The sequence below is a fragment of the Streptosporangium sp. NPDC023825 genome (genome assembly GCF_040639575.1).
Classification (GTDB): domain Bacteria; phylum Actinomycetota; class Actinomycetes; order Streptosporangiales; family Streptosporangiaceae; genus Streptosporangium.
This window is the reverse complement of record NZ_JBFAAE010000004.1, coordinates 227318-239931: the sequence shown is the minus strand read 5'-3', so window position 1 is coordinate 239931 and position 12614 is coordinate 227318. Positions and strand designations below refer to the sequence as shown.

At 58.0% G+C, this 12614-nt stretch carries 26 protein-coding genes; all 26 read left to right on the top strand.

Annotation, left to right across the window (positions count from 1 at the left end; genetic code table 11):
• Positions 1 to 66 precede the first annotated feature (66 nt).
• The gene (locus tag AB0G15_RS05825) at positions 67 to 345 is read left to right on the top strand and encodes a hypothetical protein (protein WP_362835734.1); all 279 of its coding nucleotides are present in this window, start codon (positions 67 to 69) and stop codon (positions 343 to 345) included.
• 383 nt (positions 346 to 728) lie between these two features.
• Positions 729 to 1118: a hypothetical protein gene (locus AB0G15_RS05820; protein WP_362835732.1), complete on the top strand. Its 390-nt coding sequence runs from the start codon at positions 729 to 731 to the stop codon at positions 1116 to 1118.
• A gap of 141 nt (positions 1119 to 1259) precedes the next feature.
• Positions 1260 to 1574 (top strand): hypothetical protein, encoded by a 315-nt coding sequence (locus AB0G15_RS05815; protein WP_362835730.1) that lies wholly within the window; start codon positions 1260 to 1262, stop codon positions 1572 to 1574.
• A gap of 98 nt (positions 1575 to 1672) precedes the next feature.
• Complete coding sequence (locus AB0G15_RS05810) at positions 1673 to 2155, top strand: hypothetical protein (RefSeq protein ID WP_362835728.1); 483 nt, start codon at positions 1673 to 1675, stop codon at positions 2153 to 2155.
• 115 nt (positions 2156 to 2270) lie between these two features.
• Entirely contained in the window at positions 2271 to 2708 is a 438-nt protein-coding gene (locus AB0G15_RS05805) for a hypothetical protein (RefSeq protein ID WP_362835726.1), read from the top strand.
• Positions 2709 to 2810: 102 nt separating this feature from the next.
• Positions 2811 to 3251 (top strand): hypothetical protein, encoded by a 441-nt coding sequence (locus tag AB0G15_RS05800; protein WP_362835724.1) that lies wholly within the window; start codon positions 2811 to 2813, stop codon positions 3249 to 3251.
• Positions 3252 to 3513: 262 nt separating this feature from the next.
• Complete coding sequence (locus tag AB0G15_RS05795; RefSeq protein ID WP_362835722.1) at positions 3514 to 3789, top strand: hypothetical protein; 276 nt, start codon at positions 3514 to 3516, stop codon at positions 3787 to 3789.
• A complete protein-coding gene (locus tag AB0G15_RS05790) occupies positions 3786 to 3968 on the top strand; it encodes a hypothetical protein (protein WP_362835720.1) in 183 nt (60 codons plus the stop codon). Before AB0G15_RS05795 ends, AB0G15_RS05790 begins: the two co-directional genes overlap by 4 nt.
• A gap of 84 nt (positions 3969 to 4052) precedes the next feature.
• Positions 4053 to 4559, top strand: coding sequence for a hypothetical protein (locus AB0G15_RS05785; protein WP_362835718.1), 507 nt, complete (start codon positions 4053 to 4055; stop codon positions 4557 to 4559).
• Positions 4560 to 4595: 36 nt separating this feature from the next.
• Positions 4596 to 4949 carry a hypothetical protein gene (locus AB0G15_RS05780; RefSeq protein ID WP_362835716.1) on the top strand — a complete coding sequence of 118 codons (354 nt, stop codon included), beginning with the start codon at positions 4596 to 4598 and terminating at the stop codon, positions 4947 to 4949.
• A 90-nt stretch (positions 4950 to 5039) separates the two neighbouring features.
• The gene (locus AB0G15_RS05775; protein ID WP_362835714.1) at positions 5040 to 5390 is read left to right on the top strand and encodes a hypothetical protein; all 351 of its coding nucleotides are present in this window, start codon (positions 5040 to 5042) and stop codon (positions 5388 to 5390) included.
• Positions 5391 to 6036: 646 nt separating this feature from the next.
• The gene (locus AB0G15_RS05770; protein WP_362835712.1) at positions 6037 to 6417 is read left to right on the top strand and encodes a hypothetical protein; all 381 of its coding nucleotides are present in this window, start codon (positions 6037 to 6039) and stop codon (positions 6415 to 6417) included.
• A gap of 102 nt (positions 6418 to 6519) precedes the next feature.
• Entirely contained in the window at positions 6520 to 6756 is a 237-nt protein-coding gene (locus tag AB0G15_RS05765) for a hypothetical protein (protein ID WP_362835710.1), read from the top strand.
• A 63-nt stretch (positions 6757 to 6819) separates the two neighbouring features.
• Positions 6820 to 7182, top strand: a complete 363-nt coding sequence (locus AB0G15_RS05760; protein ID WP_362835708.1) for a hypothetical protein — start codon at positions 6820 to 6822, stop codon at positions 7180 to 7182.
• A gap of 29 nt (positions 7183 to 7211) precedes the next feature.
• Complete coding sequence (locus AB0G15_RS05755; RefSeq protein WP_362835706.1) at positions 7212 to 7685, top strand: hypothetical protein; 474 nt, start codon at positions 7212 to 7214, stop codon at positions 7683 to 7685.
• Between the two features lie 283 nt (positions 7686 to 7968).
• Complete coding sequence (locus AB0G15_RS05750; protein ID WP_362835704.1) at positions 7969 to 8406, top strand: hypothetical protein; 438 nt, start codon at positions 7969 to 7971, stop codon at positions 8404 to 8406.
• Between the two features lie 43 nt (positions 8407 to 8449).
• Positions 8450 to 9061, top strand: coding sequence for a DUF4352 domain-containing protein (locus AB0G15_RS05745; protein WP_362835702.1), 612 nt, complete (start codon positions 8450 to 8452; stop codon positions 9059 to 9061).
• Between the two features lie 112 nt (positions 9062 to 9173).
• Positions 9174 to 9437 carry a hypothetical protein gene (locus AB0G15_RS05740; protein ID WP_362835700.1) on the top strand — a complete coding sequence of 88 codons (264 nt, stop codon included), beginning with the start codon at positions 9174 to 9176 and terminating at the stop codon, positions 9435 to 9437.
• A gap of 74 nt (positions 9438 to 9511) precedes the next feature.
• Positions 9512 to 9862, top strand: coding sequence for a hypothetical protein (locus tag AB0G15_RS05735; protein WP_362835698.1), 351 nt, complete (start codon positions 9512 to 9514; stop codon positions 9860 to 9862).
• A gap of 22 nt (positions 9863 to 9884) precedes the next feature.
• Positions 9885 to 10361 carry a hypothetical protein gene (locus AB0G15_RS05730; RefSeq protein ID WP_362835696.1) on the top strand — a complete coding sequence of 159 codons (477 nt, stop codon included), beginning with the start codon at positions 9885 to 9887 and terminating at the stop codon, positions 10359 to 10361.
• Complete coding sequence (locus AB0G15_RS05725) at positions 10354 to 10506, top strand: hypothetical protein (protein WP_362835694.1); 153 nt, start codon at positions 10354 to 10356, stop codon at positions 10504 to 10506. The genes AB0G15_RS05730 and AB0G15_RS05725 overlap by 8 nt, the downstream gene beginning before the upstream one ends.
• The gene (locus AB0G15_RS05720; RefSeq protein ID WP_362835692.1) at positions 10499 to 10801 is read left to right on the top strand and encodes a hypothetical protein; all 303 of its coding nucleotides are present in this window, start codon (positions 10499 to 10501) and stop codon (positions 10799 to 10801) included. The genes AB0G15_RS05725 and AB0G15_RS05720 overlap by 8 nt, the downstream gene beginning before the upstream one ends.
• A gap of 8 nt (positions 10802 to 10809) precedes the next feature.
• Complete coding sequence (locus tag AB0G15_RS05715; RefSeq protein WP_362835690.1) at positions 10810 to 11181, top strand: hypothetical protein; 372 nt, start codon at positions 10810 to 10812, stop codon at positions 11179 to 11181.
• Positions 11182 to 11183: 2 nt separating this feature from the next.
• Positions 11184 to 11384, top strand: coding sequence for a hypothetical protein (locus AB0G15_RS05710; protein WP_362835688.1), 201 nt, complete (start codon positions 11184 to 11186; stop codon positions 11382 to 11384).
• Positions 11385 to 11718: 334 nt separating this feature from the next.
• Positions 11719 to 12270 carry a hypothetical protein gene (locus AB0G15_RS05705; RefSeq protein WP_362835686.1) on the top strand — a complete coding sequence of 184 codons (552 nt, stop codon included), beginning with the start codon at positions 11719 to 11721 and terminating at the stop codon, positions 12268 to 12270.
• Positions 12267 to 12602: a hypothetical protein gene (locus tag AB0G15_RS05700; RefSeq protein ID WP_362835684.1), complete on the top strand. Its 336-nt coding sequence runs from the start codon at positions 12267 to 12269 to the stop codon at positions 12600 to 12602. The genes AB0G15_RS05705 and AB0G15_RS05700 overlap by 4 nt, the downstream gene beginning before the upstream one ends.
• The last annotated feature ends 12 nt before the right edge of the window (positions 12603 to 12614 follow it).

Sequence of the window (12614 nt, the reverse complement as noted above, 5' to 3'; positions counted from 1 at the left end):
CCACCCGGCTCCCTTTTTCGTGCCCGAAAACCAGCACCACCACAACCCCACGCAAGAGGTAGAACCATGCTTATCCACATGGGTGGACGTTCCCCGGCTCTTACCGAGACTTTCGAAACCGAGCGATTCACGGTCACCGTAGAGGTAACGGACCACGAAGAAACGTTATTCGACAAGGTAGTGATGATTGGCGCCTATGTCGCCGGCTATCTGTGCGTCACCGATTACACCGTCCACTTGTACGACCGATCCGGCGAATATGCCTACTGCTGGCAGAACCAGCGGAACGAATGGGTTCCTGGTCTGTCTACGTGGCTGGACGTCAACATCTCGGATCAGACATGACCATTACCGTTCCCGGTGTCGGGCTGGACAAGCTGATCGATCGCGCTGCACGGTGCATGGTCGGTCGTGAGACGGCAATCCGCAAGGGGTTGCATCCTGCAATTGTCCGCACGTGGCGAAACACTGAGAGGAAAGCGCGAGCGAACGCGCTACCCGTGGTCAAAGAGATCTACGGACTTAGCCCCGGATTCTCACACGTGAAGATGGAGCTACTCATAGTCGATCGGGCAGAAGAGATATACGCCCTAGAAATGGGCATCGATCCTAGGCGCATCGGTTTCTAGCCTGCCTGACCATATCGCGGGCCCCGAATTCTCGGAGGGGGAAAACGGGGCCCGTCCTATGGCCTGACAGTCTCACAACCCCACGCAAGAGAGAACATCATGACTATCAAGCACGTTCGAATGACACAGTCAGCCAACCGGCGACGTCAGCTGATGGCACGCACTACTGACTACGTGGTGCGCGTCGAAGAAGACAGGAACTATCCGAGAGATTACATCGGCTATTCGGAAGATGACCTAGCCAAGTATTTCGCTGGTAAATATCGGGCATGGGTCATGACCGTATATCGCACGTGTCCTGATCACGTCGGCATGGAAGAGTGTGCAGACTACGAAGTTGTAGAGTCTGCCAGTATCGGCATAGTTCTTACCGAGATGGATCTTACCGGCGACTACACATCCCCGTACTTCATCGATGACGAGTACGCACGCTGGCAAGCATGGGACATGTGGCAGTGCATCCCCACACGTGAGCCGGCAGACGCCTAGCCGTGCCTCTGGTCACCGTGCCGGCCCGAAATCTGGGCTCTGGCACGGTGTCGCGGGGAGTCTGCTAGGACAGAGACTCGCAACACCCCTGCCTCTGTCGGTAGGGCTCACTATGCTGCACACAGACGAGAGGAACACACCATGACTGACGACCTGATCCAGATTTTCGACAACGACGAGAGCCTGTATGACGCCGTGAACGAGCGAACCATCGAAGTGCTTTCAGAGAATGGGTACGACAAGGACAACCCCGAAGAGAGCCGGTACGACGCCGTGAGCTATCACCGACTCGTCGGTGATGCCGTCCAAGATCTCGTCAACGACTTGACGGACAACCTGAAGGACGAGAACACACTGGCCGGGCAAATCTTCCGGAATGCTCTCCTGTATGTCGAATGGCGCAAGGTTGGAGAGCACTACTACGACGACAATACGGAGCGACTCGCCGAGTCCTAACGGCCTTAAGTGGAGTCCGAATCTCGGTGCTGAAATTCGGGCTCACGCCTAACCCGTTAGGGCTCCCATTCACCATCTATCGAATACGAGGTAAGGCCATGCCTAAGTACTACACGTGCGGATTCTGCGGCGGCGAAATCAAGGGCGACATGACTTCACGCACCGTCAGCGATGACCCTACCGCGCCGAGAGAGGCGCGCCACAAGAACGGCAAGTGTGAGAACAAAAACTACCAGTTCGTCAAGGATGGCGACGGTACCCGCTTCTACTGGTACACCTACCGCGATGTGGCGTTCACCTGGAAGCCCGGTACGTCACAGATTCGAGTCAACGGCTATGGCCCTGAGGGTGACGTGAACATCGGTGTTCGTGACCTCGCCACGGGAAAGATAACCCTGCCCTCTGAGATGCGAGCATTCGTGCTCTTCTGCGAGGAATGGTTCAGCGGCATGAACGGCGCGAACTGCATTCACTGTGACAAGGAAATCAAGCTGGACTCAGAGCAGACGTGGCGTACCACCGACAGTGACAGCGAAGAGTGTGAGGAGAACAACGGCAACGACCACCGTCCCCCTTCCTAGCCGATCCGGTGCCAGTCCCGAAATTCGGGGCTGGTAGCGATGTCAGCTAGGCCCATACGGGCCCCCACAAAGAGAGGCACCACCAATGACTGACTCCCCTACCCTCTCCGAGCGCATGGCAGAGGATGGCATTCGGATCATGTTCGAATGGGAAGGCAAGGAACTCTCTAAGGTCGTCGACAACCCCAGAGACGAAGACGGACAGCGCTACACGTGGAGTCTCCTGCTTGCGACCAATCTTCACGGAACAAACATCACGGTAGAACACACGGGGTCTGTCAGTAACGGAATGACCCGCCCTGATGTCAAGGATGTGTTCGCCGCCCTGGTCTCCAAAGCTACCGGCATCATCAGTAGCGAAAACTTCCCCGACTGGGCACGGCAGTGTTACGAGGTTGACATCCATAGGTTTCGCTCTGAAAGTGACATGTGGGACCACGTCGACAAAGCATGGAAGGTGTATAACGAAAACCTCGCCATGATCGAAAAGCTGCGGCTTTTTCTCGGCGGGAAGTTCGACGACTACATGCACGAAACCGATTTCGATATCTGACCCCTAGCCGGTCCGGTGCCGGCGTCTACCCCATTAGGTATACGTCGGTACCGATGTCAGCTAGATAGTTGGCGCCGATTTTCGAGAAAGAGGAGTACCACAGTGGCGTTGTTGAAGCTGTATCACCGCACCACGCTTGAGAGCGCAGAACAGATCGAGCGTGAACGTCGCATGACCTCTGAAGAGAACACGCAAGAAGCGTACTTCTCCACCCATCTATACGGACAGAGCACGGGATACGGGGACGGCCTTGTCTGCGTCTTCATCCCTGAACATCTCGCCGAGATCGACGACGAATTCCCATCAGGTGAAAAGCACTACCGGGTCAAGGTGTCTGATCTACTACCCGAACACTTCCAAGTAACCACGAAGGAAACCGTTCATGTCCGCAACGACAGTGCGAACGGTTCCGCCGTCGAACGCGCACAGCGCAAGATGCGGGAATGGTACGACCAGGGGTACGCCGTCGCTCCGATGCCTGTCGACGGCAGGGAGCACGTCTATAACAGGCCGTGTCCGGCATGCTCTAACCGGCCGGCTTAGGGCCCGATTTCTAAGAGGAGATATGACAGAAAATCCGGCTGACTTCGAAGTTCTACGCGTATCGGTATTCGGTGCCGTGGTCTGTACCCGCCTCACGGCAGAGGAAGCAACCCCTTTACTGAATGCCGAAGTCCCTACGGGTATCAAATCGAAATGGCAGCTAGACGAGAGCGACGAACGGCCTAACTCCTACGTCTGCGAGAACTACCCCGATACACATAAGCATTACGTGTTCATCTGCTAGGGCCCGATTTTCGGAGGTATGGAAGTGACCCCTAAGCAAACGGTGGCTGCGTTCCGAAAGCTTCTCGACGAAGCCGAGATAGCCACAGCACATAGAGCCGCTACTATCCGCATGGGTACCGAAGTCCTTTACATTCCGCATTCATCGGGGAAGGTAGTAGTACTCATAGACAGTGACCGTTACGAGTGTTGCGAGGAAGGAGAATATGCGGGTATCGATACCAAAGATCCGGAAAAGGCCATCGAATTCATTCGGGAAATCCTGTCCCCCACGAAAGAGAAAGAGGAATCATGAACGACGGTGCCATTATCGAGAACGCTCTTAAGGATCTCAACGCCCTACCAAACCCCAACGGTGCAACGTGGGTTGCCATGGAAAGCAGCCTGTCTCAAACCACCATAAAGAATGGACACCTGCGACGGGTAGAGCTCTGGCTGCTCACCCCTGAAGCACTGGCAGACCAGGACTCTTAGCGGGTCCGGATGGGGCCCGAATTCCGTAGGGGGAGTTCGGGCTCGCGTCCAGTCCCACTAAACCCACACAAGAGAGGCAACACCATGTCTGAGTATGAGATCACCATCACGGCGGCACGCGGCGGACAGCCGCATGACGAGCTCACGTACGACGTTCTCAACGACGACCTGGCCGAGGCTAAGGCTGAGATTCGGGAGACGTTCGGAGACGCCTACAGGCTCAAGGACAGCGGTGACGCGTGGGAGGGTAACGACCTGTTCGGCCTGTCCCTGGCTTACATCTGGAAGCTCGCCCAGATCGCCGAAGAGCAGCAGTCCCCCGGCGCGTTCATGGCCTGGCTCCTGGCGGCTGGAGAGCTGGCTCACGGGCTCCCCGACAAGATGCCGGAGAGGTTCGCGGAGGTCTGGCAGGGCACGTTCGGCACCTATGCCGAATTCGCCCAGTGGCGGGCCGACGAAGACGGAGTGCCTAACTGGCTGTTCACCTGCATCGACTGGGACAAGGCAGGACGCGGCATCGCTCAGGACTACAGCGTGATAGAGCTCAGGTCTGGGGAGATCGCCGTTTTCCGCAAGAACTCACAGTTCTAACCAAAAACCACAGAAAGAGGTAAAACCATGAAGCCCATGAAGGCACTCGACAATCGAGACAGGACCATGATCGCCGCACTTGAGAAGGTGTTCGGCATCAAGGAAGCGGAGCGGTATGACGCTGCCTGGACGGAGGAGAAGTACACCCTTCGTCGGTCCCCCGGCTTGATGTCCTACGGCGTGTACAACGACAAGCTTCGCTTGATCGGCTATCTCATCATCGGCGAGAACGAAGACGGCAGAATCGATCTCAGGGCAGAAACACCTCTCGGCATGAAGGTGTTCCCGGCTGCTGGTGATTTCGGCCAGTCAGAACGTGTCGTCTACTTCGCTCTAGGCGCTCTCTATGCTGCCGACACTCAGAACACCGGACAGACCGTCAAGAGCTAACGGGTTCCCCGGCAACCGTGCCAGCCCAGAATTTCGGGGCTGGCACGGGGCGGCTGGAGTGTCCGTTAGCCCCTGTAGAAAGGTAAGACCATGAGTGACTACGCTGCTTACGGCTGGATCATCGACAAAGACCACCTGTACAACCCGAATTCCGGCTTTGAAGAGCGGAATGACACCGGGACCATGGGACCGCGCCGAATCTCCCCCGAGATTAAGGCTCAGCTCAAGGCCGGTAAGGGTGAGAAGTTTCGCATGCTGGACGACGACGGCGAGCTCTATTACACCGGGCGCATCATCGGCCCCGCCGACGGCAGTCCGGAAGCAGCATCGGATGAATGCATCGAGTGGGAATTCGCCCCCCTCTCCGGATTCGGAGCCCGCAACGCTGGGTGTACGGATATTCAGTACAAGAACGACAAGGGAGAATGGAAGAACCTCTAGCTCTTCCCCCGTTTTCCAGGCCGGGTTCTCCACCGAGGGCCCGGCTTTTTCATGCTCAAAATCGGCCAAGACACCGGGATGCCGGAAGGTCAGCCGATCCCCCCCACGCAAGAGGATAGGTAAGGGTCATGTCATTCATCTACACCGAACCTCACGGTGAACTGACAAGAGAAAAGATCGCGAGCATGAAGACTCGCGATCTGCCCGAAGTGTACGCGACTCGGTATACCGAGCGGGAGCGAGCTCTCTACGAGGCTGGGCTGTGTCCTATGGATGTAGGTAAATACCCGCGCATTACGCACTGCGGGGAGCCTGAAAACTCAAACAGCATTTGGGGTCACTGCACTGAGCACCGCTATGGATAGACGACCACAGGGAAGAGGGGCTATGAGGGCCCCTAAGACCCTTCAGGGTCAGCCCCGAATTCTGCCGGCTCACCTAGTCGGGAAGCTCACAGCAGAAGAGGCAGCCAGGTACGAGCAAGGGCTGTGTTCCACGCTGACCGCTGTTGATCCTGACGTCTACTGCCCTGAGGGCAGCGATCCGGCGTCCTTAACCGGTGACTGCACGTTCCATCTGACCTACGGCCACACGTTCCCCGGCCGGCGGGCATAGTTGTACCACCCACGCAAGAGGAGACCCATCCATGACTACGCAGGTAGACGAGGTCCAGACTCCCCCGCCTCCGGCGCCCTCCACCAGAAAGCTCGAATGGGCGGCCGGGAGGATCACAGCATGCGCAGAGCTGATCCAGGAGATGGTGACCGACACCGAGCACGCCGCTCGGGGCCCGATCGTTCGTGCCGCCGAGAAGATCCTCCTGACGATCGGCACAGGGGTGATCTTCATCAACCCAGCGCACGAAGCCTCGGCGCTGGCCTCAAGGATCGATGCCGAGGTTATCCGGCGTCTTGGCCTCGTCACCATGCATGACGAGCCGTGGGAGCCGGTCAGGACTCAGATCACCCAGCTGGCGCGCGAGATCATCGACCGCGCTGAGGATTGGGTCCAGAGCAGTCCTAGCTAGTCCGGTGCGGCCGGACCCGTTACCTATCGGGGGTGCGGGTCCGGCCGTAGCGATGCCCTGCTAGGACGCTAGGGCACACCCACGCAAGAGAGGTCCGAATCCATGCGACTGAGTGAGGTCATCAAGCAACCCGACGTCCGAACCATCCCCGACGAGCTCTACAACCTGTTCCACGGCATCGAAGGTCAAGAGCTCCCGACCGCGAAGCTGTACCGGCGCGGTCTGTGCACCTATCAGACCTCCGGGCCGCCCAACGAGACGGAATACTGTGGCGTGACCGCCGACGATCGGTCCCTCCGGGGATACTGCACCACACACCACGAGAAGCCTAAAAACTAGCTGGTCTCGGTGCCGGCCTCGAATTTCGGGGCCGGTAGCGACGTCAGCTAGAAGGAGGTAACCATGCATAGGAAAGAGCACGCGTTCGCAATTCCCCCTGAGATCTGGGAGGCGGCTTTAAGGACCGTACAGAGAGGAATGCTTTCAAACAGAACTGATGCGATCAGGGCACTGGTGAGGGAGGTAGTTTCCGGATTAATTCCCCCTCCGCCACGTATCGCTACACAGTACGGCGAGAAGAACAATACCGGCACGAGAGGGAAAGCGGCTCTTGATCTGTCTGTGTGGATCGACCCCCGCACAGGCGAGACGCACGAATCATATCAAACCGTCAAAGAGCAGAACCGTCTCATAGTGGACATCTGTTACGCCCTCGCCCAGGGCCGATTTTCAGTCCGGATCGTCTGCACTGCAACAGAGGAGTAACACCAATGGGAATACCTAGACCTTACCGGGTGATCTTTCAGCACCCCGGACAACCAGAACATAAATTCGCCCATTCCAGATATAGCGAGGCTGAAGATACCGCTTCTGAGGTCAACCGAAGGGACGGCACAGCAACCATCTACGAGGCTCAGCAGGACGGAAGCCTCAAGAAACTGGCCGAATTCGGGCCGGACATTTTCCACTGGTTCGAACGCGTAAGCACGGACGGCCGGCCCCTGGTAGTCGTGTGCCGATGCGGAAAGCTGGCTCGGGACAGCTACACAGTGACGTCTCATATGTCGGCCGCCGGTAAATGTGACGCCTGCTGGGGAGAGGAGACCGTCAGCGAAAGAGCCGAATCCGAGGGTAAGCCGATGGCGGGTAATACCATCACCTGTCCCGTCTGCGGAGGTTCAGGCAGAAGTGAGGATGTCAGCTACCACGACGTAGACGTGAATTCCTACTACAGCCGTCTACAGGAACTGGAACTGAAAGGATCGTGAGTCAGCACCGAAATTTCGACTTCAAGCAAGGTGCCGCACAGTTACGACGACTCGGAGACGGCACTCTTAGACTCCGCGCAACAAACGGCCAACTCAGCGATATGCACGCCAAGAATCTGGAGCTGAGCCCGGAGGAGGCGCTACACCTGGCAGTATCTCTTATCGAGCTGGCGACAGGTGATGCACAGCTAGCGAGAAGCACGCACGTTAGATCGGCACTAGTCCTTAGAAGGAAGGGCACACCGCCTAACCCCCCGGATTTCAGGCCACATAAGGAGTGACCGTGAAAGTCCCGAAGATCATAGACCTGGTGTTTCAGCGCCGGGACTACACCGACAAGGAACAGGAAGCGATCGGCCGATTCGTCGCCGAGCAGCTGGAGCTCGCCGAGATCGTTCGCGAGCATGTCAGGCAGAACCCGGTCCCCTACACGCTGTCAGAACACACGGAGCAGCAGTACCGGATGCGTGGGCCCTCACCAGAGGTGACCTTCTACCAGGTGGTGCCTCTGCCCGGCAATGCCCGCGTCGGCCAGGTGCAACAGGACGACGACGGCAAGTGGCTCGGTTACCACTTCACGAAGGCGCCCGGCAGGCTCAACGGCGGCCGGCTCGGGCTCGGGTCTAAGCCCAGGGACACGAAGGAAGAGGCCGTGGTCGACGTCATCGCCGAACACCTTCAGTACTCCGGCGCGGTGCGCTTCGTCGAGAGTACAGACTAACCATTCCCCCGATTTTCAACACCCACGCAAGAGAGGCACCACCATGCACCCGAACCAGCCCTACGGCCACTACCCCCAGCAGCCCCCCAAGAAGAAGCGCACCGGCCTCAAGATCCTGGCCGCACTCATCATCTCCGTCATCGCCCTGGGCAGCTGTGTGGCACTCGTGTCCGGCGGCACGGACACCACGACCGTCGACGAGCCCAGTGCCGGCAAGTCCAGCGGCGGCAAGTCGACCAAGCCGAAGCCGGCCAAGGCATCAGAGCCCGGCATGGGCGACGTCGTCAAGGACGGGAAGTTCGCCTTCAAGGTCACCAAGACCGAGAAGAAAACCGAGGTCGGCAGCGAGTTCCTCAACAAGAAGGCCCAGGGCGAGTTCCTCCTGGTCCGAGTGACCGTCAAGAACATCGCTGATGAGGCTCAGACGTTCTTCGGCGAGGCTCAGAAGGTCTACGACGCCAAGGGAAGGGAGTACAAGGCCGACAGCGAGGCAGCTCTCTACCTGGAGAGCTCCAAGAGCCTGTACGAGCAGATCAACCCCGGCAACAGCGTCAACGGCGTCATCCTGTTCGACCTGCCCAGGGGGGTGACGGCGGTCAAGATCAAGCTTCATGACTCGCTGTTCTCCTCTGGGGTCGAAGTCGAACTCTCCTAGCTCTCCCCCGATTTACCGGGCCCCGTCCACCTCGGGCGGGGCTTTTTCATCCCCCCCAATCTGTCGGTGATCGACACTACGATGCGGTCACCGACCCAACACACGGAGCAACATGGAGAAGATCACGCCCGACCACGTCCGAGAGCTCGTCGACTCCACCGCTATCGACGCGATCATGGTCAGGTACGAAGACGGCCGGGTCGAGGTGCGCTCCGGAATTCGGACCGATGAGGCAGAACCAGAGCCGTACAGGATCATCGTCCGCCAAGATGAACTGTCGCTGATCGATGACTCCGGCATGGACTTCAACAACCTCAGCCCTACCGACCTCGAAGCGCTCGCTGAGTCGCTTATGTTTGGTGAGGGCGACGAGTAACGCCAATGAGTTTTATCGGCCCCGACAATGTGCGGGGTCGATGATGCCCACTGGACTACTACAAGGAGGGGCAAATGCCATTGTCTTATGAAGTCGACAAGGAGCTTGAAGTTCCGGATGGCGCTTTCGACAAGAACGATATAGCGACGATCCTCGTAACCGGCGGCCGGTACGGCGGCCACTGGCAGTTAACGGCCATACCCCTGGTCAATGGCGTTCCTACGGATGAGGCCATAGGTCAAATCATGACCGCACAGGACAACCGGCCAGACATGGCTATCGATACTGCCGTCGTGTGGATTAACGACGCCTGCCAGAAGGCCGATTTCAAGCTAGCCCACTTCGAAAACAAGAATAACCTTCACAGCCCCGACGAAGCTCCATATTTCGCGTCAGGACTGTTCTTCGTTGACCGCAGGAAGTAACACCAGCACGAGGAGAAAGAGCATGACCCAACTTCCAGAAAAATACTTCGAGTCCATCGTGCCTGCCCATGCCGCACTCCTCCTGAACGGATGGAGAGTACACACCCTCATGGACGAGGGCCGAATTCTTCTCGGCTCTGATCGCCCAGAGGATATCGCTGAGCGACACTCGATGGGCTGGGGCCTGGAGCTGGACTGCGCCGAAGGGCTCACCGACGATGCCCGTCTCGTTGCGAGAGAAATCAACGGGTTCATCAACCTGGATAACTTCGAGTGGATGAAGCTGGTGTCGGCGACGTCGATCCGAGCAATCGTCGAATTCTGGGGCGCGAACATCCCCCGGATCAAAGACACGGAGTGGAATCGCGCCGGCGAGATCTGCCCTAACCCGATCTGCGGTGGGTTGTGCCGGAAAGGCCACCACTACGAACGAGACGGTGTCAGGGAGTGCTTCATGCACCTCTGCCGCCACTATCCCATGGAGAAGAACAATGCCTGAAGAAGTGGAAGAGCCGTTCGACCTCTGGGAAGCGGCTCTTCCAACTCTGACGGAGAAGGCGAAAGACAACCCCCGGCTCTCCGCTCTCCTAGAGGAGTACGAGCGCGGCCTTCGTAGGGTCGCAGAAAGAGAGAATGATGCCTGAGATCAAGACTCTACAGAGCCCGATCCCCTGGGCTATGAATCGCGCGTTCGCAGAAATCAACGACGAACCGTACCTCACTGCCAATGAGCGCCTGGTCCTGCTGGCCGTGGCGTACCTCGCCGATCTGGACATGCGGTGCGGAATGCCGATCGCGCCGGCGCCGATTTACCTGCTTCGCCCGGCAACCGGCCTGGAGGACTGGGATCTCAAGAACGCGATCACCGACCTGGAGCGTAAGGGAGTCCTGATCCCGGTCGACAACGGTCGAGTCCTCCCTGACGAAGCGTACGAATAAGGAGAGCAATGTCTGAAGCTAGCGCCGAAATTTCTCCCCCACCACGTATGGCGGGATTCGTGTTCATGGGAATCACCCACGCCGGAGACGACCAGTGCAGTATGTGCGGCACGCTCGTCATCGAGGCCGAATTCCGTGACCCGAACTGGACCCCGCCATGGTACGTCGATCCAGAAGAGGCTAACGGGGGTGGAGTTTATCGCGTTCTTCTCCACGCCGACGGTGCTCCCGGTCACGGGGAGAATAACGACTTCATAAGCAAGAAGAACCGGTGCGCTAACTGCCGGGGATTCAACGTCTCTTACGAGGAAACCGGATACGGCACCATAGCCAGATGTGGGGACTGTGGACACGCCCCCTACTACGACAGGGGAGACTGACGATGTCTGAAAACAACCGGCGAAGACTCCGTCTAAGTGTCAGCGGAGAGACAGCGGCCAGGATGGAAGAGGTGGCAATGATCAAGGCTCGCCAACTGTTCGGCAGCGAAGCGAACCTCCGCATCGTCCCAGACTGGGTGGCCGGAACAACGAACGACGATGAGTTTCACACCACGATGACGGTTGAGTGGATCGACGAGTAATCCTGACGGGTTCTCCAGCCACCGTACCTAGCCAGAAATTCAGGCGGACAATGAAACTCAACTTCTACCACCGTGGAGAACCCGCAGAGACACACAGTGGTTATCTCCGGGCCGAACGAGACGATTTCGATGGCGGAACCACAACCATCACCATAGCTAACCCCGGAATCATCGTCGTTGAGGTAGACGGCAAGACAGTATTCAGTGGTGAGCTCACAAAGATGATCGAAATTCTACGAGCTAATGGCTGACAGGTTCTCCGGCAACCGTCCTAGCCCGGAATTTTGGACTAGGACGGCGGCTGGGGTGTCCGTCAATCAATAAGGAGGTGCAAATGCTTCTGCCCGACCATACCCATGTCGCCGATATTTCAGGCACCAACGCCAGTCATGTCACCGTGCCCCTGTGGATCGTGTGGGCTGACCGGCCGTATCGGCTGTGCCCGAACTGCAAAGAGAGCGTCCAGGTGGTCCCTGACTGCCCGGCGAGTATGGACCCCAGCACTGGGGAGACTCAGAGCGTCAACCTGACGCACGGCTGCGGTGAGTGGCTGGCGGTTCGGTGGATCGCCGTCGACTCTGCGGAGAAGGTCCCAGAGGCCGCAGAGTGGCTGGAGGTGTGGCACGCTCAGGATGTCCATGCAGCCCGATGGGTGGCCGTGCAGGACCTCACTAATGAGCTGCGGGCGGCGCTGGCACGGCTGGCTGAACCTCTGGTGGCCGGTGAGACGAAGGCTGATCGTGAGGCCGAGATCATCACCGGCCGGGATGACACCCCCGGTATCTACCACGACGGTGATCAGTGGCTCGCCTGGGCCCACGACGTTCGGGACGATGGAGAGACGATCACCGTGTACGCTGCCGAAATTCAGGAGAAGCACAAGTGAGTGATTACATCGACACCGAGCGAATCCGAGAGATCGTCCGAGCTCTCAACGAATACCAAGATGGTGATGGTTACGACGTCTACGGTGATGTGATCGAAAAACTTCCCGAATTCGACGCAGCAATCAACAAGGATTTCATCAACTCAGAAGATGAAGACGAGTTTTCACTGAAGGAGAATACCTTTTTCGAGGAGAATGACGAAGGCTGGTGGTCAGCCTACAGAGAGAGGGGAAACAAAAAAATCTGGCAAATGCATAGCGACGGTACGATCCACGTTCTACGCGGAAAGACCTGGAAGCCAGTAGGGCTACCTCCTAGCCAAGAACACTAATAAAGAGGAATA